The sequence below is a fragment of the Roseomonas populi genome (assembly GCF_024594815.1).
GTDB classification, from domain to species: Bacteria; Pseudomonadota; Alphaproteobacteria; order Acetobacterales; family Acetobacteraceae; genus Roseomonas; species Roseomonas populi.
Map to the genome: position 1 here is coordinate 399,287 of NZ_JANJOU010000003.1, position 22,602 is coordinate 421,888.

General features: G+C 63.8%; 20 protein-coding genes, 1 tRNA gene and 1 pseudogene. 5 read left to right on the forward strand and 17 right to left on the reverse strand.

Annotated features, from left to right (window positions below; translation table 11 throughout):
• Positions 1-7: 7 nt before the first annotated feature.
• The 4 genes from NRP21_RS07260 (at position 8) to NRP21_RS07275 (ending at position 2,077) form a co-directional block, all read left to right on the forward strand.
• On the forward strand, positions 8-634 hold the full coding sequence (locus NRP21_RS07260) for a Maf family protein (RefSeq protein ID WP_257715504.1): 627 nt from the start codon (positions 8-10) through the stop codon (positions 632-634).
• Positions 635-1,765, forward strand: a complete 1,131-nt coding sequence (locus NRP21_RS07265; protein ID WP_257715505.1) for a ribonuclease E/G — start codon at positions 635-637, stop codon at positions 1,763-1,765.
• Positions 1,755-1,925, forward strand: a complete 171-nt coding sequence (locus tag NRP21_RS07270) for a DNA gyrase inhibitor YacG (RefSeq protein ID WP_257715506.1) — start codon at positions 1,755-1,757, stop codon at positions 1,923-1,925. Before NRP21_RS07265 ends, NRP21_RS07270 begins: the two co-directional genes overlap by 11 nt.
• Positions 1,926-2,001: 76 nt before the next feature.
• Positions 2,002-2,077 (forward strand) — tRNA-Phe (locus NRP21_RS07275).
• Between the two features lie 493 nt (positions 2,078-2,570).
• On the opposite strand, the pseudogene NRP21_RS28015 reads toward NRP21_RS07275, so the two are convergent.
• The 5 genes and pseudogenes from NRP21_RS28015 to NRP21_RS07300 form a co-directional block, all read right to left on the reverse strand.
• Positions 2,571-3,638, reverse strand: a pseudogene (locus NRP21_RS28015) (recombinase family protein); the annotation flags it as partial.
• Positions 3,592-3,939 carry a hypothetical protein gene (locus NRP21_RS07285; protein WP_257715508.1) on the reverse strand — a complete coding sequence of 116 codons (348 nt, stop codon included), beginning with the start codon at positions 3,937-3,939 and terminating at the stop codon, positions 3,592-3,594. The gene NRP21_RS07285 and the pseudogene NRP21_RS28015, both read right to left, overlap by 47 nt.
• A gap of 371 nt (positions 3,940-4,310) precedes the next feature.
• A complete protein-coding gene (locus tag NRP21_RS07290; protein WP_257715509.1) occupies positions 4,311-5,003 on the reverse strand; it encodes a hypothetical protein in 693 nt (230 codons plus the stop codon).
• Between the two features lie 82 nt (positions 5,004-5,085).
• Entirely contained in the window at positions 5,086-5,370 is a 285-nt protein-coding gene (locus tag NRP21_RS07295) for a helix-turn-helix domain-containing protein (protein ID WP_257715510.1), read from the reverse strand.
• Complete coding sequence (locus NRP21_RS07300; RefSeq protein WP_257715511.1) at positions 5,363-5,719, reverse strand: type II toxin-antitoxin system RelE/ParE family toxin; 357 nt, start codon at positions 5,717-5,719, stop codon at positions 5,363-5,365. Before NRP21_RS07300 ends, NRP21_RS07295 begins: the two co-directional genes overlap by 8 nt.
• A 104-nt stretch (positions 5,720-5,823) precedes the next feature.
• Here NRP21_RS07300 and NRP21_RS07305 point away from each other — a divergent pair, with 104 nt between their 5' ends.
• Positions 5,824-6,213, forward strand: coding sequence for a hypothetical protein (locus NRP21_RS07305; protein WP_257715512.1), 390 nt, complete (start codon positions 5,824-5,826; stop codon positions 6,211-6,213).
• 398 nt (positions 6,214-6,611) lie between these two features.
• Here NRP21_RS07305 and NRP21_RS07310 read toward each other — a convergent pair whose 3' ends face one another.
• The 12 genes from NRP21_RS07310 to mdoH all read right to left on the reverse strand — a co-directional run bounded on the left by NRP21_RS07310 (position 6,612) and on the right by mdoH (position 22,596).
• Positions 6,612-12,569, reverse strand: coding sequence for a P-loop domain-containing protein (locus NRP21_RS07310; RefSeq protein ID WP_257715513.1), 5,958 nt, complete (start codon positions 12,567-12,569; stop codon positions 6,612-6,614).
• 283 nt (positions 12,570-12,852) lie between these two features.
• Positions 12,853-13,281: a hypothetical protein gene (locus NRP21_RS07315; RefSeq protein WP_257715514.1), complete on the reverse strand. Its 429-nt coding sequence runs from the start codon at positions 13,279-13,281 to the stop codon at positions 12,853-12,855.
• A 2-nt stretch (positions 13,282-13,283) separates the two neighbouring features.
• Positions 13,284-14,717, reverse strand: coding sequence for a type IV secretory system conjugative DNA transfer family protein (locus NRP21_RS07320; protein WP_257715515.1), 1,434 nt, complete (start codon positions 14,715-14,717; stop codon positions 13,284-13,286).
• Positions 14,714-14,944, reverse strand: coding sequence for a hypothetical protein (locus NRP21_RS07325; protein ID WP_257715516.1), 231 nt, complete (start codon positions 14,942-14,944; stop codon positions 14,714-14,716). The genes NRP21_RS07320 and NRP21_RS07325 overlap by 4 nt, the downstream gene beginning before the upstream one ends.
• Positions 14,941-15,456 (reverse strand): hypothetical protein, encoded by a 516-nt coding sequence (locus NRP21_RS07330; RefSeq protein ID WP_257715517.1) that lies wholly within the window; start codon positions 15,454-15,456, stop codon positions 14,941-14,943. Before NRP21_RS07330 ends, NRP21_RS07325 begins: the two co-directional genes overlap by 4 nt.
• A 29-nt stretch (positions 15,457-15,485) precedes the next feature.
• A complete protein-coding gene (locus NRP21_RS07335; protein ID WP_257715518.1) occupies positions 15,486-16,766 on the reverse strand; it encodes a relaxase/mobilization nuclease domain-containing protein in 1,281 nt (426 codons plus the stop codon).
• Positions 16,763-17,176, reverse strand: coding sequence for a MobC family plasmid mobilization relaxosome protein (locus tag NRP21_RS07340; protein WP_257715519.1), 414 nt, complete (start codon positions 17,174-17,176; stop codon positions 16,763-16,765). The genes NRP21_RS07335 and NRP21_RS07340 overlap by 4 nt, the downstream gene beginning before the upstream one ends.
• Positions 17,127-18,389: a Flp pilus assembly protein CpaB gene (gene cpaB / locus NRP21_RS07345; protein ID WP_257715520.1), complete on the reverse strand. Its 1,263-nt coding sequence runs from the start codon at positions 18,387-18,389 to the stop codon at positions 17,127-17,129. The genes NRP21_RS07340 and cpaB overlap by 50 nt, the downstream gene beginning before the upstream one ends.
• Positions 18,390-18,467: 78 nt before the next feature.
• Positions 18,468-18,650 carry a Flp family type IVb pilin gene (locus tag NRP21_RS07350; protein WP_257715521.1) on the reverse strand — a complete coding sequence of 61 codons (183 nt, stop codon included), beginning with the start codon at positions 18,648-18,650 and terminating at the stop codon, positions 18,468-18,470.
• Positions 18,651-18,898: 248 nt separating this feature from the next.
• On the reverse strand, positions 18,899-19,618 hold the full coding sequence (locus NRP21_RS07355; protein WP_257715522.1) for a transglycosylase SLT domain-containing protein: 720 nt from the start codon (positions 19,616-19,618) through the stop codon (positions 18,899-18,901).
• A gap of 85 nt (positions 19,619-19,703) precedes the next feature.
• The gene (locus NRP21_RS07360; RefSeq protein WP_257715523.1) at positions 19,704-20,996 is read right to left on the reverse strand and encodes an MFS transporter; all 1,293 of its coding nucleotides are present in this window, start codon (positions 20,994-20,996) and stop codon (positions 19,704-19,706) included.
• A complete protein-coding gene (mdoH, locus tag NRP21_RS07365) occupies positions 20,986-22,596 on the reverse strand; it encodes a glucans biosynthesis glucosyltransferase MdoH (protein ID WP_257715524.1) in 1,611 nt (536 codons plus the stop codon). The genes NRP21_RS07360 and mdoH overlap by 11 nt, the downstream gene beginning before the upstream one ends.
• Between the last annotated feature and the right edge of the window lie 6 nt (positions 22,597-22,602).

The following is a 22,602-nucleotide window of genomic DNA, read 5'->3' on the forward strand; positions in this document are numbered from 1 at the left end:
ACCGATTGTGAGTTCGGACGTGGCGTTGGAGAGCGCCCCGAAGGCCGGGGAGGCCCCGCGCCCGCCCCTGGTGCTGGCGAGCGCCAGCCCGCGCCGCCTGGACCTGCTGGCCCGGCTGGGCATCCTGCCCGACAGCGTGGACCCCGCCGACATCGACGAGACGCCCCGCAAGGCCGAGTTGCCGCGCCAGCTGGCCGGCCGGCTTTCCCGCGCCAAGGCCGAGGCCGTGGCCGCCCGCAGCCCGGGCGCGCTGGTGCTGGCGGCCGACACGGTGGTGGGGGTGGGGCGCCGGATCCTCGGCAAGCCCGCCGATGCCGCCGAGGCGCGGCGTTTCCTCGAATTCCTCTCCGGCCGCCGGCATCGCGTGACCACGGGCGTCGCGCTCGTCACGCCCGATGGCGCGGTGCGGACCCGGCTGGTCGAGACCACCCTCGCCTTCCAGCGCCTGACAGATGCCCAGATGGACGACTACGTCGCCTCGGGCGAGTGGGAGGGCAAGGCGGGGGGCTATGCCATCCACCAGCGGGCGGAGGTTTTCGTCCGCTTCCTCTCCGGCAGCCATTCCAACGTGGTTGGGCTGCCGCTCTTCGAGACCGCGCAGCTGCTGCGCGGCGTGGGGTGGCTGCGGCCCTGAATGGCTGAACCTTCCATCCTCGTCTCCACCTCCCCCGGCGAGCGCCGCGCGGCGCTGTGGCGGGACGGGCGGCTGGAGGCGGCTTTCATTGAGCGACCGGCCCATCCGGACGGGGTGGGCGACCTGCATCTCTGCCGCATCACCGCGCGCGTGCCCGCGCTCTCCGGCGTTTTCGTCGCGTTGGAGGGTGGGGAAAGCGGCTTCCTGCCCGACGCGCAGGGCGGGGAACGGGTCTCCGAGGGCGACATGCTGCCCCTGCGCGTGACGCGCGCGGCGCAGGGCGGCAAGGGGCCTCGGCTCTCCGCCACCGGCATCCCCGCGGACCTGCCCCGGAGCGGCCCGCTGCGCCTCCTGCAACGCGGGCCCGACGCGGCCCTGCGGCTGGCGGCCGCGCACCCGGCCGCCGCCCTGGCGACCGATTCCCCCGCGGAGGCCGCCCGGCTGCGCGCGGTGCTGGACCCGGCGCGGGTGCGGCTGTTGTCCCGCCCGGCTTTCGACGAGGCCGTGGAGGCGGAGTTCGACCTTCTCGCCTCGCCCGAGGTGCCCCTGCCGGGTGGCGGGCGGCTGCTGGTCCACCCCACCCCGGCCCTGACGGCGCTGGACGTGGATACGGGCGCCGCCGCGGGCCGCGATTCCGGCGCCCATCGCGCGGTGAACGCCGCCGCCCTGGCCGAGGCGGCCCGGCAAATTCGCCTGCGCCATCTGGCCGGGCCCATCCTGCTGGACCTGGCGGGCGGCACCGCGAAGTCCCGCGCGGTGCTGCTGCCGGCGCTGAAGAGCGCGGCCGGGGCGGACCCGCTGCTGCGCGTGGTGGGGCTGACGGGGCTTGGGCTGATGGAGATGGTGCGCACGCGCATCCATCCCCCGCTGCACGAGGTGCTGGGCTTCCCGCCCCATCCGCTGACGCTCGGCCTTGCGGCGCTGCGGCGCGCGGCGCGCGAGGCGGCATCCCGCCCGGGTGCCGCCCTGGCACTGCGGGCCCACCCCCGCGTAATCGGGGCGCTGCGGGGGGAGCCGGGTGCCCTGGAAGCCTTCGCCACCGCGGCTGCCCACCCTATCTCCCTTCACCCCGAACCGGCCCTGTTGCCGGGCGACGAAGTGGTCGAGGAGGTGCGACCCCATGCCAAATGAACCATCACCCGCCTGCCCGATCTGCGGCCGGCCATCCCAGCCCGCCACCCGCCCCTTCTGCTCCCCGCGCTGCCGTGCCGTGGATCTCGGGCGCTGGCTGGGCGAGACCTATGCCGTGCCGGGCGAGCCGGAGAGGCCGGACGATCCCGAGGCGGAATAAGCGGAGACGCCCTGGACAGGGACCGAAGCATCGTTTATCCCCCGCCTCCTCAACCGGCGGTGAGAACCGCTGCTGGGCCCAGGTAGCTCAGTTGGTAGAGCATGCGACTGAAAATCGCAGTGTCGGTGGTTCGATTCCGCCCCTGGGCACCATTCCCTTTTCATCCATCTGGATGCCTCCCAAGAGCCTGAACGGCATGGAGATTTCCGGGGTTCGATAGCCCTCACCCCGGACGTATGGCAGGTGGTCTGAGAAGACCAGTTTGAGCACCGCGCGGCGATCCTCAATCCGATCCGAATGCCATAGCAAACAAGGGTTTGCGAGGAACCCGAACGCGGTTCGATAAGTCTCGCCGAAGCTTTTAAGCGGCTTGCCGCAGTTAGCGATCCGCTCCTGCATCAGGGCCTTCTGCGTCTCCAGCTCCTTGATCCGCTTCTCATAGGCCGCGATCACGGACGCGCTCGACGCATCCACGATGCGGTCCAGCAGCTGCGTCACCTTCCGCTCCACTTCCCGCATCTCCTTCTGCAAGGAGCCGCTTTGGATACGGGCGCTGGCCAGCTTCGCGTCCCATAGGTCGCGGAACATCTGGAAGGCCAGATTGTAGAGCCCCTCGGACGGCCTCAGCGCGCAGAGCAGCGCTTCGAACTCGCCTTCGATGACCTCCTTGCGGATCGACTTACGGCTGACCGGGCAGCCGCGTGTATCGCAGAGGTAGTACGGGTAGCGGGCGCTCCGCCCTTTGGACCAGCAGGCGGTCAGCGGCTCGCCGCAATGGCCGCAGGTGACGAACCCGCGCAGCGAGAAGTCGTCGCTCAAGTCCTGGCGGGCTGGCACCTTGGGCGCGCCGCCATTGCGGCGCTCCTGGATCGCCTGCCAGGAGGCCAGGCTGATCAGCGGCTCATGCTTGGCAGGAACCAGGTTCAGGCCCCAGTCCTCATAGGTGATGTAGCCCGCATAGGCAGGTCGAGAGAACATCTCGTTGACCCGCTCGACATGGACCTCGTTGTTCGAGTTGCGCGGATAGGCGGGCTGCGCTTCCAGAAAGCGCTTCACCTCGCTCGGCGTCTCGAACCGGCCCGAGGCATAGCCTTCCAGGGCTTCCGCGACGAGGGAGGCCAGAGGCTCGTCGCGGACCAGCATCTTGCCGTGCCCGGCGACCCGCTCGTAGCGGTAGCCGATCGGCGCGCGCGTAACCCAGTAGCCGTTCATCGCCCGCGCCCGCATCCGGTTCTTGGTCTGCTCGGCATTCTTCTGGCGCTGGTGCTGGGAAACAGACGCCAACAGGTTCTCGACCAGGATCGAGTCCGAGTCCTCGCCGAACTCGATCGACGGGCTTTCCAGCTTGCCGCCCGCCTCGCGCAGGAGGTCGCGCAGATCCCAATGCCCGCGAATGTCGCGGGCGAAGCGGCTGATATCGTCGATGATGACCACGCAGCCCCGGCGCTTGCGCAATGAGGCCAGCATCGCCTTCATAGCCGGGCGGTCGGCGCTGCCGCCGCTGGCATCGTCCCGGAACACCTCAACGACCTCATAGGCCTTGTAGGTGGCGTACTCGCGGCAGCGGGCTTCCTGGCTGCGCAGGCCGTCGCCCTCGCGCACCTGCTTGGTGCCCGACACGCGGCAGTAGATGACAGCCTTTTGCAGCTCAGACTTCTTCATGGTCTTAGCGGCGCTCCTTTCGATCGCCTCCGGCCTGCCCGGCAAAGGCATGGGTCAGGCTCTTGTTGTTTGTGTCTTGGACCGGCTCTGACGCTAGCACGGCATCGTCTGCCGCCTGGCCGTTCAGCAGCTTGCTATCCCCAGCTTTCCGGCAGAGCTGGGCCGGATCATCGCCAAAGGCGCGATCGACGAAGCTGCGCATGATCTGCCATACCGCCTGGAGAAGTTCAGCCTTGCGCACCTCAGACAAATCCAGATGCGCGACATGCTGGCTATAATGGCTTAGGTCCGGCGAGGCCGGAGGCATCACGGCTGGAATTGCCGTTTCGGGAAAGTCGGTGTTCGTATTCATCGCAACGCCTCCTTTCTCGCTATGGCAAACGATGAGGAAACATCTTAGACCATCAGCGCAGTCTTAACAAGAATATTTTCCTATTATGGTTTTCTCTCGCGGTCTGATAGCTGATTGCAGGTCCACCTGAGGCGGTGCCGCAGCTGGCGCGTTGGTCGAGACAATCTCGTTGGCGCGAGATTTCCAGCGTCCATCCGCCTCAGAAGAAGCTGGTTGAGACCGTCTGACCCGCTGTTTGCTGGATGGTCGGGGTGCTCATAGTCATACATGCTAAAGGGCTGATTCAGCGAGGAACTTGCACTCATAGCGCTATAACTCCTGCTTCCGACAGCAGGGTGTGGCATGCCTGAACAGGAGTCAACTCAAAAGTTCTAACTCTTGAGTTCAGCCCGCTTGCTCCGGCTCTGCCGCATCCTTGCGCGGTCCCAAGCTTTCACCTCCTCAGGCTTGGGCTGGTCTAGAGTCGGCGTGATGCGGTCATATCTTTCTTTCAAAGTGGGCAGATTAATCGACGCACGCCCGTACTTCTTCTCCCAGTTTCTCAAGGCCATCTCAGCTTTAGGATCAATGCGCCGAAGATCGGCTCGTGTGAATTCTCCTGTAAGCCAGTCTTTATAGACTCTCTCAATGAAAACCGGGGCACTCTCAGATTTATCTGCGCGCTCAGCATAGGTTTCGTCGTTCGGCGGCTTCTCCGGCACAAGCGGCGCAATTTCCGCTGTAGGCACAGCGCCGGAAGCAATTTCCTTGTAAGCATGAAGCAGCTCTTCCAAATGCCCGCGATGGATTACCTTTCCAAGTAGCTCCAAGGTCTCGTCGCCGAGCTTTCCTAATTCGTCTGCAAGGTACTGAACAATAGCCATACTACGGGCCGCTTCTCTCTGCCCGGCAGGCTCGCGACGTTGAATCCACTCGCGCGAAGATTGCTTTTCTTTTTCTATAAGCCCTTGCGCGACCAATTGATTATATTGCGCAAGAGGAATTTGCACAACTTCAACCGTAGGCTCGGATCGAGGTTCCGCGTCAGCGGTGCCCGCCTCCTTATCTTTGATCCTAGTTGGCATGAGATACCTTCAGCGGCTTAGCCATCGGCCGTTCCGAATTCTAGCTTTAGAGCACGTTAGTGCTGCGATCCGAATATCCCTCTCACACAAGCTCTAATTGCACCTTCCGCCCAACAATCGCCGCCGCCCGCTGCAATGTCTCAAGCGTCACGTTGCCATCGTTGGGGTCTAGCACCCGGTCCACCTGCGTCCGGCTCGTGTGCATCAGCTCAGCCAGCTTGCGCTTGCTCAGGCCACGCTCCTTCATGGCCTCGCCCAGTTGGAAGGCGATGACTTCTTTGATCGCCTTGCCCTGGAACTCGGCCAGCAGCCCTTCGCCTTCCAAAAAGCTGTCGAGCGAACTTCCCTTGTGCTTGTTTTCAGCCATTCTCAATCTCCTTCATCCGCTTGCGCGCCAGTTTCAACTCATCGTCCGGGGTCTTCTGCGTCTTCTTGATAAACCCATGCAGCGCGTAAAGGTCGCCGCCGTGGAAGCAGATCATCACGCGTGAGATGGTCCCATTCGGCAACGAGGTCCGCACTTCCCACAGACCGCCGCTCATGGAACGGCACAGCGGCATCCCAACCGGCCAGCGATACTGCACCCGCTGGAGGTCGAGCCCGACTGCGCGCCGCGCATCTTCCGGCAGCTCCTTGAGCCAGTCCCTGACAGGCTCGTTGCCCCCATCAGTGCGGTAGAAATACAGGTCGATCTTGGGTGGCGTCGCCGGGCTCATCTGCACCTTTTATGATGCCATTGCACCATATAATGTGCCATAGGTCAAGGACGTTGCTCTGACCGATGCCCTCAGACAAGGCACGAAGCCTGGAGACCCCGACCATGTTTGCCCGAAAGCGCGCGAAGCAGCCTGGCCTGTCCATGCGCAACCTGTTCGCCATGGCTGCCATAGCCGGGCTCTTTGCCGGTCGCGGTCTTCAGAAATTCCAGGATGAAGGACAGAGCATCGACCAGGCGATCGCGTCGGCAAGCGACCTCGCTTTCAAGACCGCCGAAGCCATGATGGCGCATGTCGGGGATGACGAGCCTGACGTACCGATGACACCCGGCAAGGAGGGTTTCGCAACGGCGGCCCTGACCGGCCTTTTGGCTGGCGGCGGCGTCCACATGCTCTTTGAGGGGGGCTACAGCGAAGACGAAGTAAAGGAATGTCTGGCCGACCTGAGCTTCCTCTTGGGCCGCGAGATGGACCGTCGCACCAAACTCTCCTGACCGGCGCATCCCCCCATCGCTGACTGCAAGATGTGCGCGGTAATACCGCGCAATCTTGGCAAGGGGGCCGCTGCGCGCCCCCGTTGCATCCCCCAAGCCCAACGTCTGGCCGTTGGATAGCCAGTCAGAGAGCCTTCGTGCTCCCCGACACCCCATGACCAAGGAGCGTGCCTGCCCCTTTGGATACCCAGCCTCTCCCGAGGGGCCAACCCTGCGCGGATTGGATACCGCCAGCGCTTCCCCCGCTGGACCACGACCAAGGGAGACTTCGCTCTCCCCTGGACCCCATCGACTACAAAGCAATCAACTCACCGGCAGGGAAAGGTGAGCCCACCGGGAAACAATCCATGTTTGATCGCGTCATCCATCAGCGATCCTTTCAATAGGATGTTAAACGACTAATCAGCTCTAGCCGCAACAGTCCTACTCTGATTGCGTTCACCATCGTGAACAGACCGTATTCCTTTTACTCCGATGCGAAGAGGCCCAAAGACGGCCTCGAATTGGGCGAGAGCTGCTCGCCTCACGAGCAACGCTTGGCCGCGCCCGAACGCCTCGACGTCGTATGTATCCGGGTCATCGGTGCCGTCCACCCATCGCACTGTCCTCGCAGCGACGCGTCCTGAGCTATCCAGCACATCGAGGAGATTAGAAGGGGATCGTTTCCAACCCAGGTCTCTTAAGGCGAATGGACAGAGCGTGATCACTGCATCACTAATGTCGCCAAAGTAGGGTTGCCAAAGTTTTGAAAAACCAACGCTCTCCTCGGCTCTGTAAGTCGGCGAGGGAACATCGATTGAGTATAACCGCGGAATTGGTGAGAGGTCTTCATCCATATCGTCCAGCGATACCGAAATAGGAACAGAGAACCGCGCAGAGTCGAAACTGGCTCGGTGCGCCCGATACTTAACATAGCGCTCCTCGGCAACAATTAGCCAATCTTCAACGACAGGAACAAACAAGCATTCTTCAGCTTCTTCCAGCCACAGGTGGCCATCAATGCCTCCGTACTGCTTTCTCGGAATTGTCGGCCAACGGACCCATTCTGGACTCCGGCTTGGTTCTGGAGGAGGTGGCTTGATTGAAGGGGCACTGAGTTCGCTCCAAAGAAGCTGAAGTGCGCCCGCATCTATACAATCTGCAGCGACCAGTTCTCCTACAATTTTGGAAAGACCCCGTCGCTCTGCCATTGGCATCAATCGCCGCCAGGGAAACTTCAATTCAAGCCTCTTGAGTGTGGCTGTCACATCTGCTTCAGCCTCGGGGCCAAAAACATGCCGGCCACCTTCTCGCTGCATGAATACAGCACACCTGCGGCGCAGTAATCCAACATCAAATTCGGACGCCCGCGACAACATATGAAATGCCGTTGGAGCCGTCGTGGTCCACGTCCACGGATCATCAGACCACATGGGACGGGTAACCGCCGTCAGCCCTGGCGGCGCATCGAAGTTGTCCTCGCGTCCGGTTTCCTCAAATTTAATGGAGTAGTATGGTGGCAGGGCTTCTTTCACGGAAGTTGCGTGCCCTCCTAAACTCTCAACAACGATCTTGGCCTGGGTTGATACTACATAGTCAGTACTAGCCATGTGACGCTCGGCGAACTCAAAGATTATATGCCGTACCGTCGACACATCGCGTGCCCGCCGGGCAAGACAGATAGCCTCTCGCAGGCCCTCCTCATGCTCCTCCAAACGCAAGAGAAGATGCTGAAAGCAAACCGCCCCATTCGGGTCACGTGCGATAGCGAGCGCAGCTCCTCTAGCATGGTGAGTGAGTTCTGGACAATTGAAACAAAGCGCGCGGCCGATCAGAAAAGCCAACATCTGATCCGAATCATTTACATTCTCGTCCGCACTAACAACCTTTGAAAGGCGATACTCACGATAGTGCCGTAGGTGCTCAATGGTCTCAGTCCACAGGTCGCCGAATGGCAATGTCACCGAGATAGATTCCATAACCTGATCTAAATTCAGGAAGAGCGACGTGCCGCTTGTTTGTCCCGCTGCAAGCTCATCTATCAGTGTATCAAATCCGCTTTCCCGTCCGCTTTCACCGAACAACTCCACCCGAAGCTGTTGCAAGCTGATTTTTTGGCCACCCATAAAGGTGGACCAGTGCCCCGAGAATGCAGCCCGCTCCGCAAGGCCAAAGAGTTCAGTTGCGCGCCTGCGATTTCCTTCTGACAGATTTCGTCGAGCACAGGCTATAAGGAACCGAGCATCGTGCACCAATATCGGACGCTGCAGGATGAACGCCTCTATTTCGACCAAGCTGGCGAATTGAACTAAGGCCTCTGCGGCACGCGCGTAACTATAATCAACGCGCTCTGAATACGAGGATTCGCCACTGCCCTCGAGAAGCAGCTCCTGCAGAGACTGCGACGAAAATTCCTTTGTATAGTCCTGGCTTGTTTCCGACCCAGTCGTTCTACCCCTGACCTGCTCCAACCGCGCTTCTGCTTGTGCGAGTGCAGTGTTCACCGCTACGTCGTCAGGAATGGCAGCAGCGACATCGCTAAGAATTAGGGCTCGCGAGGTTGGAGGCGCCCAAGTCATCACCGCTTCAACAAGACGATGGATCACCTCAGGCCGAATCGTGGTTGCCAGTAGCGAACTTGACAGCGCTGCAGGTAGGAACGAACTGCCTCTACCAGCAAAGGGAACATACAACCGAGCGAAGAGCTCAAGGCACATCTCAGGCCGTGGGTTCTCCGACTTCACGACCGCCGTCAATATGCATTCAACTATTTGGTGCCAAGAAGTAAGGTCAGTCTCGGTTAGCCGTTTCACTATTCCGGCGATAGCTGACATGCTAACTGCGGGCGCGGTTAGAAGGTCTGGAACAACGCGGCGCGCAGTCTCATCTCCCTCTGTGAGGTCCATTCCAATCAAGAACCGTGCAAATTCTAGAGCATGGTCGCTAGCTTTACCTGGACAGGCGGCACAAGCAGTTGTGTACGACCATATCCAGAACTCATATTGGGGCTCCTTTTTCGCTCTAAGCCAATAGCCGAAGGTGTCCTGATGTATGCTGTCTAATGATGCCTGAGCTTCTTCGATGCATCCGATATCGGCGTAAGCTGACGCGATTGCCGCGCGGCTTGACACTACATCCTGCGGGGTTCTTCCGTGCCGTTCCGTGTCCCGAAGGTGACTGATCCTATTGCGTGCACCGTCAACATCGCCATCGATTAGGAACACCTCCTTAGCAAAGGCCAGACGGAAAGCCTCTGATGAGGCGATATTGTTGCCGATTTCGTCGCATCTTTTGTCTATCTCAGCGACTATCCCTCGAAAAGTTTCGGTGCCAATTTTACGAGATATCCTCACAATCAGTGCACAGAACATGGACAATAAGCCGAGGAACTTGTGAGATACGTGATCTCTCCAGTCCGGCTTGAACTGCGAAACATAAGTGACGACTGAAAGAAGACGCCTGGCCAGCATCTTATCATCATTGCCAGACGCACTACTTCGGATCGCTGCGAGTTCTACTATTTTCGCCTGGATTGTGGCAGAGAATGCACCCTCAGGCGGACTCAATGTGTACTTCGTGCCAAGAATGGCCGACAAGGAAAGCACATTGTAGATCAGTATACATTTGTGCTCTAGATTTTCATCACGATCCTTTATCCCTCTCAAATCGACTTCCCCTAAAATCGACGAGGCCAGCATTTTTTCGCTCAAGTCGACAGCGAGCCGTGCAGCTGAAATACGCCATGATAGACCGACATTGGTTTCAGGTAAGTTCAGCAACGCCGTGCGTGCAAGTTCTGAAGCTCCAACTCTCACGCGCTCACTCGCTGCCTCAACTTGTAAGCAAGCTGTGTGTTCCTCGTTCAAGCCGATCTTCAAAGTGAGCTCATCCACGCTTGCGGTGGGACTGTCCGCTATTATTCCCCGCGCCAAGGCAAACTTGATGCGACTTCGCATTTCGTCGCCTTGCCCTTCGCGCACAAAGGCTTCGTCGAAGGGAATATTTTCGATGATGTTGAGCAACCTTTCGAGAGGCCGAAATCTATGCGCCCGCTTAACCCATTCAGAAGCCGCATCGACATCGCGCCAGGTGCTATGACGGTCTCGGCCAAAAAGTAGTTCTAGTGGTTCATTCCTCTCGAATACGCGTCGCGCCAGTTCATACTGTCCATCAGACCAAAGTACATCCACGAGATTGAGCCAACTCGCGGCAGCACCATCTAAGTCTAAAGCGTGCACAACAGCTTTCTCGACATCCCCAAAACGCAGGGAAATGTCAATAAGATCCAAGTCGGTGACAGCCTCTAAGCGGTACTCTACTTCTTTTTCGATCAATAGCGCCCGCAACAAATACTGCCTCGATCGAGTAGGCTTGATGGCCGCGTAAACTAGCCTGAGGTCGACCGCGACGTCCGAGCGGGACCTAAATGCCGCCAGAGATTGCCGGAAGTACTCTGGTGTTCCTATCAGCAACACCTGATCATTTTGCCCGGCTCGAGCGATGTATCGCAACCGCATCCAGTACTGTGGATCATTCTTATCGCTCATCTCGGCTATAGCGGCCAAAGTGCGATTGAATTCTAGCTCTAGGCCTTGGTCCGTCTTGAGGAAGCGCTTGCTAGTCTCAGAAATTATGAAAAGGCGAAAACTGTTGTGAAAGATGCTCAAACGGCAGCCTTTTGCTTCTGATAGCAGAAAACCGGCCTCTTCAAGCATCCCTTCGACGGCTTCATCCCCGACTATAGATGCAAGTTGCTGGGGAGTGAGCCCGCCTTCCGCACGAGCTAGAAGCCCAAGGCCTCTCTTTTGATCAGCTTTTGGGGCGACGGCCTTCCAAACACGCGCATAAATTTGTTCAAGCGCAACACCGATTCCCCTATCATGTGACAGGATTCGTTCAGCTTCTTCTCTAGTGCTTGCTCCCCTTAGAGCGCCAATCAAGTATCGAGCAGTCAGAGGGTGACCCAAGCAAGCCAGATATACATCTTCACGCTCGATATAATGAGGCAGCGGTGCTGCATCTGCCATTGCGAACACGGCAGCACGCGAAAGTGGAGAGATGTCTATGCGGCGCCCAGGGGCTCCAGCCTGCTGCTGGATCGAGGCATGGACATCACTTAGCTCAAGGTGCTGGGAGCCCAGGATGAACAGGATACCTTCCGGGACAGCATGCGCTGCCGGCAACTCGCTCAGAAAACTGGCTGTGGGGTTCTCTTCTTGCGGAATATGGTCAAGACCATCAATAACGATCACTGTCTTGCGGTTGGTCCGCTTAAACTGATTGTGGGCTTGGACAAGTTGCGACTGAAGCTCCGACCTAAGACTTGATAGATCGTCGATCGAATACCGTGATGCTTCAAACCCCAAACTCCGAAGTTCTGCAATCAAGTCGTTAAGGAATTCCCCTGCCTCGGCCCTACCAAGCCCATGCCGATCGTTGGGAACAAAGGCCAAGTACCGGGACACGCTGAAATCTGCGTTTGAGAAAATCGCTCTCTGCAGCAATGTTGACTTACCCGTTCCTGGAGGGCCTAGGAGGGAAAGGTACCCTGAAACATTTTCATTGATCCCCTTTATGAGAGCGTCAGTAGTTGGGTCGTTTTCTTGGAAGTCTTCTGGCACCGGGAAGACGTGGCTATTCCGTTGGCTGAGACGAGACTGCCAACCGAGCTTTTGGACGAGTTCAACTTCTGTCCAGACAGACTTTTCATCCGCCCCCATCACCAAGTCAGGAAGCGTATGCTTAATATCCTCAACAAAGCGCTTTTCGCGTGGCGGAAAGTTTGTGGGAAGGTTCCGCTGAAGTTCGTCCCGGTCGAACAGTTCAATCGAGTTGATAAAGAACAAAAAATCCGCATCGCTCAAATTGCTGAGCTTCTGAAAGGCAGCTAATGTATCACTCCACTGGGAGCCATCAACATCACCTGGCGTCAAATCTGTTCGATTAAGGAAGCGAGCAAACTCGGCACTATGTCTTTTGCCGCCGGACGCGCTTGGATTAGCTAAGCTGACGTCGTTTCTGCTGAAGTATCCACCAAACACGTACCGCAAGCTTACTCGACGACCGCCGGAAATTTTTCCGAGCGAGAGCCAGCTCTCCGCCATATCCACAATCAGCTTATTGTCGATAAGTTCCGTGCGAACATTAACGGATTTCGGATCGACTTCACTCTTCACCTGGGTCGCCGAAAGTGAGGTCGCAGTTGTTATCAGAATATCGTCGAATGGCCCAGCTTCTTCGCACCCGACGATCAACGATTGGAGATCGCCACTTTGCATGTGCCGGTATATGAGACATGCTGCATATTCGTATTGCCGCCCATAACCTCGGATTGCGGCAACTTCCCCGGAGGCGGAGCTTCTTTTCTTGCGTGCCATAGGCCAGTTTTAACACACATTCCCTGATGCTGGGAGCCATGTTGTTGCGAACTAAGTACAGCGAGGCCGCCCATGCGGCGAAGCTCGAGGGCTCATGGCTTTGACCTTGCTGCTCTGTGCTAGCGAGAGTTACTTAGAGCTTCGCCCCCGGCGCGCTGCGAAGCGCCTTCCACCCAGCTTCGGTCGCTTCGCTCCCTGCAGCCGGGTCCCTGCGAAGGCGCTCCTCCGCTTGCACCCCCATTCTCGCCGAAGGGCAGAGGTTCAGACGAGCTGAACCTCTCTCTCAATTCCGCTGCTCATCGGCGAACCGCACTACACCGCCCCGCACGTTCCAGAACTTATGCTTCCAGTAGACTGCATGTGCCTCACGCACGGTCAGACCGCAGAACTGAGCCGCAAAGGCGGCAAACTGCTCCGCATCAATCACGCGCAGCTTCGCCCATTGTGGGAAGCGCAGCCGCGCATCGTGCAAGACAGCACCCGGCCCGAAGTCATCGGCCTGCGCCGCATCCTTGAACACCTCATAGGCGAACAGCGCGCAGGCCATGACGGGGAAGCGCTCCCGGTCAATCCCGAACACCGCTTCTTCTTCCGCCGAGAGCTGCCACCAATCCGAACCCACATAGGAGGCCGGGTCGCAGGCAGCCCATTCCTCCATCTGGCGGCGCACGTTGGCTTCGAACCGTCCGGCGAGTCCAACCACGTTGCCCATGGTCAGCGCTCCCTGCCAGATACAAGGGAAGCTGCTTCCGGCTGCGCGGACAGGCGCGACAGCCAGCCATGCTTGTCCGGCCTTTGCCTTACGTCCCGCAGCAGCCCGGCCATCTCAGGCCGCTGCCAGAACTCCGGCATGTCCACCACGAAGAACCCGGCATCCCGCGCATCGAGCAGCCCGCACTGGCCGCCCGTCGCCTCCCTGATATCCTCCACCTGGAGCAGCGGGCGGGCCTGCTCTACCAGATTGTCACCGGAGCCGTTGACCTGGTTATTGTTGTGATTGAACCCACGGACCATCACGGACGTGCGCCCCGAGCGATGCTCGATATCCTTCAGCGTGTCGGTATCCGGCAGGCCCCGATATAGCGTGTGCGCGACCGCCTTCTTCCAGATGCGGGCGGTCTCCCGCCCGTAGCGCGTCTCCACTTGCGCCGCCGCGTTCTGGAACACGCCGAGGAAGTTGATCCCGCCCTGCCGGTAGAGGGTCAGGACTTCATAGAAGTTCGAGACATAGAGCTGGCCCCACTCCTCCCCGACCAGCAGCGCCCGCAAGGGGCCGTGCGCGTCGGCGAAGCGCTCAATGATTGCTGCCGTCATTGCGCCCACGAAGGCCCGGCTGGTATCGGATCGCGCTGAGCCGATCACGAACAGCGCTGTCCGCTCCTGCTTCATGCTTGCCGGATCAAACGAGTTCCGGTCCGTTGCCGCCCGCGCCGCCGCGCCGGGCTGATAGCCCTGCAAGCGCTCGATGATGGTTGAGGAATAGGCGTTCCACTGATCCCGGCTCTCGGTCAAGTTGGCGACCAAGCGACACATGCCGGAGTCTTCCTCCATCGCGCCGAGGCTGGCCCATAGCAGCAGATCGTCGGCGACCTCCTGCCGCCCCCGCCCGTAGAAGTCCCACAATCCGCCCGGCGTGCAGGGCCAGCGCTCGGATGGATGAAGAGCCGCGATCTTGTTGTAGAGCGCGAAGCAGGTTCGCACGCCCTGGCCGATCCATTTATGCCCCGGATGCGGATCGACCGGCACCAGATAGCTTGCGGCGTCATAGGCGGCTTCGCCGACGATGGACCGAAGCCCCGGCTGCGCCGCCACCTCCAGCAGCTTTGTGTTGAAGTTGTAGGTCTCGGATGGATAGCCGTAGAGCCCGCCGGGATTGATGAACCGCACCCAATAGCCCTGCCGCTCCAGGGTTTTCCAGGACACCCAGGCCAGCTCGGCGTCCTTGGGATCGGTGATGATCTTGGAGAGATGCGCCGTGCGCGGCGAGACCAGGTTGACGCCGAGGAACCGGGTCAGCTTGCCTTTTCCGGCCTGGGCGTCGATCGCCACCGGCTCAGTCCCGTCATAGATCAGCGGCTGGCCTTCGTAGAAGCCCAGCTCGATCCCCCGGCGCAGGCCGGGGCGCGGCATCGGAACGGGCGGGCTCATAGCAGGCCGCTCCGCTCCAGCGCGTCCCGGTCATTAAGGCGCGCATGGCCGAGCGCCCCGGACGGGTTGGCAAGCAGCATCGCCCGCATCTGCTGGGCGGCCTGCGCTTCGGCCCGCATACGGGCGATGCGGGCTTGCGCCGCATCCTCCCATGCCAAGCGCTGCTGGGCATGGGATTCGAACATCCAGAAGAACTGGTAGAGTTCAACGAGGCGGCCCAGGCTCATTTCCGGGTCTCCTCCTCGTCATCCCAGCTGGCGTAGCGGAAGGGCTCCTGGGGCTGGCGCGGCAGTGGGCGCTGAGAGGCTGGAGGCGCAGCCGAAGGCTGCGGCGGCAGGATGACCATATTGCCCGCGTCCTGCGCCTGCGCTGGCTGATCCTGCGCGGTCAGGATTTCAATGCCCAGCGAACCGGCGGCGTAGCCCGCGATCAGCAAATAGCCCCAGGCCTGATCCACGATATACACATTGAAAACCACGGCGCAGAACATGACGAAGGCCGGGAGGAAAACCATGCCAGCGAGGCCGCGATAGACGAACCGCCGAGCCTCCTCCGGCTCCAGCCTGAACTTGCCAATGACGAGCGGCTTGTTCCAGGCGACAATCGCCATCGCCGTGAAGATCAACGACACGAAGGCGATCAGCGCAAAGATAATGGCCGCGAATATAATCGCGAAGCCGCCGATAAAAGCGATCCCGATAGCAAGTCCTGAGTTATCGTTGCTGTTGTTCGAAGACATGGCAAAACACTCCTTTGTTGAAAAGAGGATTACCGTTCGAGGCGCAGCCCTCGGCTGCTGCCAAGATCGCGCTGCTGCTCGGCAGCGCGGTCCCGTTGCTTGGTGAATGAGAGGAACCGGCCCACGTCCTTGCGCAGCTCCAGAAGCTGCCGGGCCTGCTCCTGACGCAGCGCCTTGAACTTCTCCTGCAAGGCCGCGCGTTGCTCGCGCTGCGCGTCGATCAGCGCCTGGCGCTCGCGCGCCTGCCGCTCTTGGGAGCGCAGCGCTTCTGCTTCGTTTTGCGCCCGCACTTCCTGGTATTTGCCGGTGATCCGGTGCCACAGGCCGCGCAGTCCCTTCGGGACGCGCTCCTGGCGCACCTTGGTCTCGGCCCGCCACTCGGCTTCAAGCCGCTGATCGAGCGCGGTGCGGGCATTGCGATGCGCTTGCGTCAGCTCGGCCTTTTGCTGGCCGAGCGCGCCCGAGCGTTTGAGGAACCGGCTTCGGCTCTCCTCGACATGGCGGCGGATCGCGGGCGTCATCCGCTCACCGATCAGCTTTTGAGTGGCCTCGACGCTGGCAAGGTCGGCCCCGTCACCCAGCCGGGCGGCGACCTCCTTGGTCTTCAAGCCCAGCTGGCGGGGCAGCGAATAGACCTCGCCATTGAAGTCCAGGACGACAAAGCTGCGCTTGTCGCCTTTGGCGAGAAAGAAGCCGCGCTCTTCGACGGCGCGCCCGAACGCCTTGGCGTTGTCGGACGCACCCCAGGCTTGTTGCAGCGTCTCTTTGATCCAGCGCGGATCGACGCCTTGGCGCTTGGCCTGCTGCCATTCCGCCAGGCTGAAATTGGTGGGATCACGGCTCCCAGCAGACTCGATGCCCTTCGGCATGGTCCAGCCATGCTCCAGGTACAGGTCGCGGGAGACTGCCATCAGCTTCTTCTTGAAGAAGGAGAGCTGGCAGGCGGTCATGGTGCCAGCGTCGATCCGGCTCCAAACGCAGTGCGCATGCTGCCTGCCTTCCTTCTCATGGAAGACGATGGCGCGCGGCTGGCCCTCCAGGCCGAGCCGGTCCTCGATCCGGTCGATCGCGGCCTCGAAGGCTTCCGGGCTGACCCTCTCCTGCTCAGGCGGGCTTAAAGACAGGGAAAAGAGATATTGGCGGCAGCGTGTGCCCCGGCTGATCGCCTCCGCCTCCTTGAACGCGCCTCTGAGGTCTTCCGAGAGGAAGCCGCGCAACTCGTGCAGCCGGACATGCTCGTTGTCGTCGGTGCGCATCAGGTGGGCGGCCAGGTCCTGGCCGCCGCCGCGCTGGCTGGCCTTCAGGATCATGGCGCGCCCTCCGGCTTAAGGCCGAGCGCCGCCATCAGCAGGCGGCGCAGGTCGCGTAAGTACTGGACGGCCTCGCGCAACTCTTCCTCGATCTCCGGCGAGACCGGGAGCGCGCCGATATGCGCCAGATGGGCGAGCTGGTTGAGGTTGCTGGCGATCCGGGAGGAGCCCAGCGCGGCCAGAACCTGGCCGAGCGCCTTGCGGTCTTCGACCGGCAGGCCACTCCGGCGCAGCCGGACCGGCACCCCATCACCCAGGATTTTGGCTTTGATGTAGGAGCCGAGCGGAGCGCCCGCGGCCTCAACAGCCAGGCGGGCGCGCTCGTTCGGCGTCAGGCGGATACTGAACGGGCTTTGGCGCTTAGAACGAGGGTTGCCCGGCGCGGCAGCAGCCGCGCTGAAGGTCTCCATCAATGACATGGCCGCCCCCGCTACAAAGAGGGCGGGCGCGGCTGCGCCAGCGAGGTGTCCTTAAGGATGTGCTCCCATTCGGCCAGTTCGTCGAATATCCGGTTTGTGTCGTCACCGGATAGGCGCCCACGGCGCCCTGCACGATCGCCTGGTCCACCGCGATCACGCGCAGGTCGCGCAGCACCGTTTCCCCGAACACGCGGCGGTAGGCGGGCACGGCCTCATCGTTCACTTGCTGTGTCAGCAACAGGTCCACCCGGTCGCCGGGCCAGATCAGGCCCGCGGCACCAGTGGTGGCATCCACCGAGACGGCGAAGGCCCGCATGTCGGGCGCGAGGACGGCGGCCAGGAAGCCGCGCTCGCCGGGCCGCAGCACGTCGCCCGGCCGGATCGGCTCGCCCTGCGAGATGGCCCGGCGCGCCATGGCGCCGGTGACCTCCGCGCGCGCCTCGGGCCCGTCGCGCACGGCACCGGGCGGGGCAGCTGCGATCTCCGTCTCGACGGAGCCGAGGTCTTCCGTCCGGACGAGGGCGCCGGCGCGGACCGGGCGCGCGGCGACGAGGAATCGGCCGCGCGGCGCCTGCTCCTGCGCGGCCGGCGCCGGTGCGTCGGGCGCCGGCGCCAGGCCGAGCCAGGCCACGCCGGCAGTGGCCCCGCCCGCGAGGAGGATGAGAAGGAGGAGCACGCCGCGCATGGCGCTCTCAGCCCCGGTCCAGGAGGGAGACGACGGTGCCCGCGCCGATCGCCAGGGCGTAGGGCAGCGGGCCGCCGCGCCCGATCCGGCGCAGCTCGCTCGCCAGATCCTCGCGACGCGCGCCACGCCGCGTGCCGGCAGCGCGGGCGGCCAGTGGCGGCCGATGAGATAGGGCAGCGCGAGCAGCCCGCCCGCCAGCGCCGTCGCGGCAAGGAGCAGGGGCACGCCGGCCGCGCCCGCCACGAGGGCGCAGGCGCCGAGAAGCTTCACGTCGCCGCCGCCCAGCGCGCCCAAGCGCCAAGCCAGGGCGGCGCCGAGAAGGACGAGCCCGGCGGCGAGCAGGCTGCTGCCGAGATCGCCGAGGGTGAGATGGGCAGCGGCCCCTCCGGACGCCAGCGCAAGGGCGATGCCGTCCGGCAGCAAGCGGGTGGCCAGATCGTGCCAGGCAGCGAGGAGAAGCAGCGCCACCGCTACCAGGGAGAAGGCCCCGGGCAGAAGGTCTATCGCAATCCTCTCCATCGCCGTTTTCCTCTCAGATCGGGCGGCGGTCGGCCGCGCCCAGTTGGGCCCAGCCGCCTGGGGCGGCCACTTGCGCGGTCAGTTCAGGGCTGTCGTGATGCGCCCGAAGACGCCCGACAGGGCGCTTGCCAACGACGGCACGGCGGTGATCAGCACGACGGAAATGGCGGCCGCTATCAGGCCGTACTCCAGGGCGGTGACGCCCTTGCGATCCTGCAGCAGGGCCTTGGCGGTCCTAAGTATTCCGATGACGTCGCTCATGCTTTGAAGTCCTCTCTGGGGTTGCTCTGCTCTCCTGCACCCCGCCCGGAGTGGGGCGAGCGACGTCCTGTCGAGTGCGACACGCTTTGGAATTGTCTCAAAAATTGCGCTCAACTGCCGAAGCGGCCCAGGGAGCACGGCCTTTGTCAGAGGCGCCTGGATCGCTTCGTCACCACCATTCTTGGCCTGCGATGGTGAACGGATCGTTGCCGGGCGCAGCTTTCAGCCTCCGGGCTGAGGAGACGCCCTCAGCGCCGTCCCGGCATGATCGTCACGATGCCGGGGACATGCCTTGAAGGGGTAAGTGCAGCGGGGGTGAAGACCTGGACTCGGGCCGAGGCCGGCAGAAAGCGCATCACGCTGGATTCCCGTCCCCCGCCGTCGGCAGACCCGGGACTCGGTGGGGCGGACGCGGCGGAAGGGGCTCCCGTCCAGGCGAGGTTCACGCGCCGAAGATAGCCGGAGCCACGCACGGGATCGGCCGAGTGGTAGCCGGCGATGGCTGCGGGCCACTCCCCGTGGCGGAGCCGCAGCTCCGTCAGGAAGCGGATCGCGTAGGCCACGTTGGCGCGCGGCTCGAAGGCCTCCTCGAGCGTGGCGAAGGCAGCAGGATGGTGGCGAAGGTTGATCTGCATGCAGCCCACGTCCACCGACAGGATCCCGCGGGCGAGAAGCTCGCGGACACGCGCGACGGCTTCCTCGCGCGAGGTGAAGTGGGCACCGACTCCGGCCGCGTTGATCGTCCATGGCCAGGCGGCGACCCGCCGGGTGAGGGGATCCGGCCGGCCGCTCTCCGTGCGCGCGATCGCGGAGAGGAGGCCGGCCGGAAGGCCGGACCCGGCCTCGGCGGCCGCAATCGCCTCCTCGCAGCCCTCCACCCCGCCGGGCTGCTGCGCGTGGCCGGGCAGCGGGGCCACGAGGAGGAGCAGCCACGCTGCCCCGGCCCTTCCTCTCCTGCTCTCCTGCACGGCGACACCTTGCGACCCTGGTCCGCTCCGGAATCGCCCAGGGCGGTTAAGATCGGGTGAGCACGGGCTCCTGGATGGCCCTGGCCTAGGGCGCCCCGAGCCGCCGCAGCCCGCCCGCCCCCGCCAACACCGCGAAGAGGAGGAACAGCGCCCCGGCAGCCAGGCCCAGGGGTGGCAAGCCGAGCCAGGCCGCGGCGCTCCCCGCGACCGCCGACCCCGAAACGTCCCCCATGTTCAGGGCCGCCATGAACAGGGCGAAGCGCGTGGCCGCCGCGGGGCCGAGGCTCGCCCGCATCACGGCGGGGGCGAGGGCCACGAAGAGCAGCGCGGGCAGCACCGTGGACAGGCCGAGCGCGAGCGGCCCGGCCAGCGCGGCCCAGCGCGGCTCCGGCACCAGCAGCAGGGCGCCCGCTAAGACGTGGGCGGCGCCGCAGAGGCCGAGCAGGACGGCGAGCGCCCGCCGGGGGCCGGCGCGGTCCGTCCACCAGCCGATGGCGAGCGCGCCGAGCGTGCCGGTGACGAGCCCCATGCCGGCCTGTAAGCGCGAGAGCGCCTCCGCCTCCCAGCCGCGCGCCTGGATGAGTTCCACGCTCAGGGGCAGCCGGAAGATCGCGGCGGCGAAATCGGTGGCGAAGCAGAACAGCAGCAGAAGCGGCGTGGCGCCGCCCCGCAGGCTGGCGGCGAGGCGGCGCAGGAGCGTTGGGAACCCCTCCCCCGCCGCGCTGCGCCCGAGATCGCGGCGTAGTGAGAGACGCGCATCGCCCGCGCCTTCCCGCACGAGGAGCTGGAGCGCCAGCACCGCCCCGCCGAAGGCGAGCAGCACGAGCGCCGAGGCGTGCAGCCCGTGCGCGGGCAGCATCCAGGCGAAGAGTGCCGCCCCCACTGCCCCGCCGGTGACGAACCCCGTGCGGGTGACGGCATTGGCCGTGCCCAGCCGCTCCGGCGGCACGTTGTCGATGATCATGCCGTCCGTCGCCGTGTCGTTCAGCGCGGCGAGGGCACCTTGCAGAAGAAAGACGGCGCTGATGGCGGGCAGCGTGGCCGCGCCGCCCTCCTCTACCAGCAGCAGCCGGGCCAGGGCGAGGAGCGAGGCGGTGAGCGCCGCGGCCACCCAGAAGCGGCGCCGCCCCATGGCAAGGCCACCGAACCGGTCCACCACCGGCCCCCAGAGGGGCTGCAGGATCCAGGGCAGCCCGACTGTCGCGACATGGGCGCCGATCTCCCCGGTGGATGCGCCCAGCGCCGCAAAGTGGTTGGGAATGGCCGTCAGCGCGAAGCCCGCCACCAGCCCCTGATGGGCGTAGAGCGCGGCGATGAGGACGTAGCGCCAGCCCGGGCTGGCGATCAGCGGGCCGGGACGGGCGGCCTCAGCCCGCATCCGGCGCGGCGGTCAGGACGCAGAATGGGATCGCCAGCACCAGCCCCGCGACCGCCGGCAGCCCCGCGAGCACGGCGAAGACGGAGCCGGAGGCGAGCAGCAGGCCGAGGATCACCAGACCCGCCAGGGTGTGCGGCCAGAGGAAGGCGGCCGCCTCCGCCCAGGGAATGCGCCGCTCCTCCCGGCTCTGCGACGGCCAGCCGGCCTGGGAGAGGCCGAGTGCGTGGGAGAGCACGACGACCGTGTTGTGGAAGGCGATGATCGGATCGAAGAGGAGCAGGAAGAGGCTCTCCGACACGGCGAGGCGAAGATAAGCCAGGCGCCCGCCCGGCGGGGTTCGCAGCAGCGCCGCGACATGCCCGGCCAGGCGCGGCGTGTGCAGCGCCGCATAACCGAGGAGGAGCAGCGCGACCAGGGCGCCGCGCGGCGTCCCCTCCGCGTCGAAGGCGGCGTTCAGCGCGGCCAGCGGCAGCATGGCGAACCAGAGCGGGGCGAGGAGGTAGTGCAGGATCGCCTGCAGCATCTGGAACCGCCCCACCCGGCTCAACGAGCGGTCCCGCAGCAGGTGGCGGTACTGCAGGTTCCCCGCCGCCCAGCGGCGATCCCGGACGAGGAAGGCGAGAAGGTGCGGCGGCGCGGATTCGAGCGAGCCGCCCGCCCCGTCCCGCATGTCCGGCAGCACGCGCACGCCCCAGCCCGCCGCGTGCAGCCGCGCCGCCTCCACGTGGTCGTGGGAGAGGATGTGGGATCCGTCCGGCAGCGGGCCGAGGCGGCAGTGCTGCCGGAAGGGCGCGATGCGGATGGCGGCGTTGTGGCCCCAGAAGGGTCCTTCGTCGCCCTGCCACCAGCCCTGGCCCAGTGTCCAGGTCTGCCCGCCCGCGCGGTGGCCGGCGTTGAACAGCCGGCCGAAGGGCGCGGCGGCCGGGCGGCCGGCGATGGGCGATTGCAGCAGGCCCAGGCGCGGCTCCGCCTCCATCGCGCGCACCAGCCGCAGCACGGAATCGGGCGACATCTCGGAATCCGCGTCCAGCAGCACCATCAGGTCGAAACCCTCGGCGTGGTGGTCCAGGAAGTCCATCACGTTGCCGGCCTTGTAGCCGGTGTTCTTCGCCCGGCGGCGATAGAGCACCCTTCCCCCGGGCCGCCCGGCGGAGAAGGCCGCCACCGCCGCTTCCTCCGCCGCGGCGCGGGCAGGATCGGTGGTGTCGGAGAGGAGCACGAGGGCGAAGCGGTCGCCCCAGGGCGCCAGCCCATCCATCAGCCGCGCGAGCGGCGGCAGGACCTCCCCCATTGCCTCGTCGCGCACGCAGACGGCGATGGCGGTGCGAAGGGTCACGGGCCCATCCGGCTCCGGCGCCGCCCCGCCGCGCAGGCGCACGATCAGCCCGACCGTGCCGGTGGCGGCGGCCAGGGCGATCCAGGGCAGGTTCCCGATCAGGCAGACGAGAAGCAGCACCTCCCACACCGACCACCCGCCCGGCGCCAGCACGCCGATCCCGAGCGCCAGCAGCAGGGTCGCGATCCCGATGGCGAGGCCGGCGAAAGCGGCGCGCCGCCGCCGCCGGGCGGCGCGCCGCACGGCTTCCTGGCGCGCGCTCATCCTCCT

Coding starts and splice junctions, on each gene's coding strand:
- NRP21_RS07265 (WP_257715505.1), top strand. CDS start 635: ATGGCTGAACCTTCCATCCTCGTCTCCACCTCCCCCGGCGAGCGCCGC.
- NRP21_RS07270 (WP_257715506.1), top strand. CDS start 1,755: ATGCCAAATGAACCATCACCCGCCTGCCCGATCTGCGGCCGGCCATCC.
- NRP21_RS07285 (WP_257715508.1), bottom strand. CDS start 3,939: ATGAATACGAACACCGACTTTCCCGAAACGGCAATTCCAGCCGTGATG.
- NRP21_RS07290 (WP_257715509.1), bottom strand. CDS start 5,003: ATGCCAACTAGGATCAAAGATAAGGAGGCGGGCACCGCTGACGCGGAA.
- NRP21_RS07295 (WP_257715510.1), bottom strand. CDS start 5,370: ATGGCTGAAAACAAGCACAAGGGAAGTTCGCTCGACAGCTTTTTGGAA.
- NRP21_RS07300 (WP_257715511.1), bottom strand. CDS start 5,719: ATGAGCCCGGCGACGCCACCCAAGATCGACCTGTATTTCTACCGCACT.
- NRP21_RS07305 (WP_257715512.1), top strand. CDS start 5,824: ATGTTTGCCCGAAAGCGCGCGAAGCAGCCTGGCCTGTCCATGCGCAAC.
- NRP21_RS07310 (WP_257715513.1), bottom strand. CDS start 12,569: ATGGCACGCAAGAAAAGAAGCTCCGCCTCCGGGGAAGTTGCCGCAATC.
- NRP21_RS07315 (WP_257715514.1), bottom strand. CDS start 13,281: ATGGGCAACGTGGTTGGACTCGCCGGACGGTTCGAAGCCAACGTGCGC.
- NRP21_RS07320 (WP_257715515.1), bottom strand. CDS start 14,717: ATGAGCCCGCCCGTTCCGATGCCGCGCCCCGGCCTGCGCCGGGGGATC.
- NRP21_RS07325 (WP_257715516.1), bottom strand. CDS start 14,944: ATGAGCCTGGGCCGCCTCGTTGAACTCTACCAGTTCTTCTGGATGTTC.
- NRP21_RS07330 (WP_257715517.1), bottom strand. CDS start 15,456: ATGTCTTCGAACAACAGCAACGATAACTCAGGACTTGCTATCGGGATC.
- NRP21_RS07335 (WP_257715518.1), bottom strand. CDS start 16,766: ATGATCCTGAAGGCCAGCCAGCGCGGCGGCGGCCAGGACCTGGCCGCC.
- NRP21_RS07340 (WP_257715519.1), bottom strand. CDS start 17,176: ATGGAGACCTTCAGCGCGGCTGCTGCCGCGCCGGGCAACCCTCGTTCT.
- cpaB (WP_257715520.1), bottom strand. CDS start 18,389: ATGGAGAGGATTGCGATAGACCTTCTGCCCGGGGCCTTCTCCCTGGTA.
- NRP21_RS07350 (WP_257715521.1), bottom strand. CDS start 18,650: ATGAGCGACGTCATCGGAATACTTAGGACCGCCAAGGCCCTGCTGCAG.
- NRP21_RS07360 (WP_257715523.1), bottom strand. CDS start 20,996: ATGCGGGCTGAGGCCGCCCGTCCCGGCCCGCTGATCGCCAGCCCGGGC.
- mdoH (WP_257715524.1), bottom strand. CDS start 22,596: ATGAGCGCGCGCCAGGAAGCCGTGCGGCGCGCCGCCCGGCGGCGGCGG.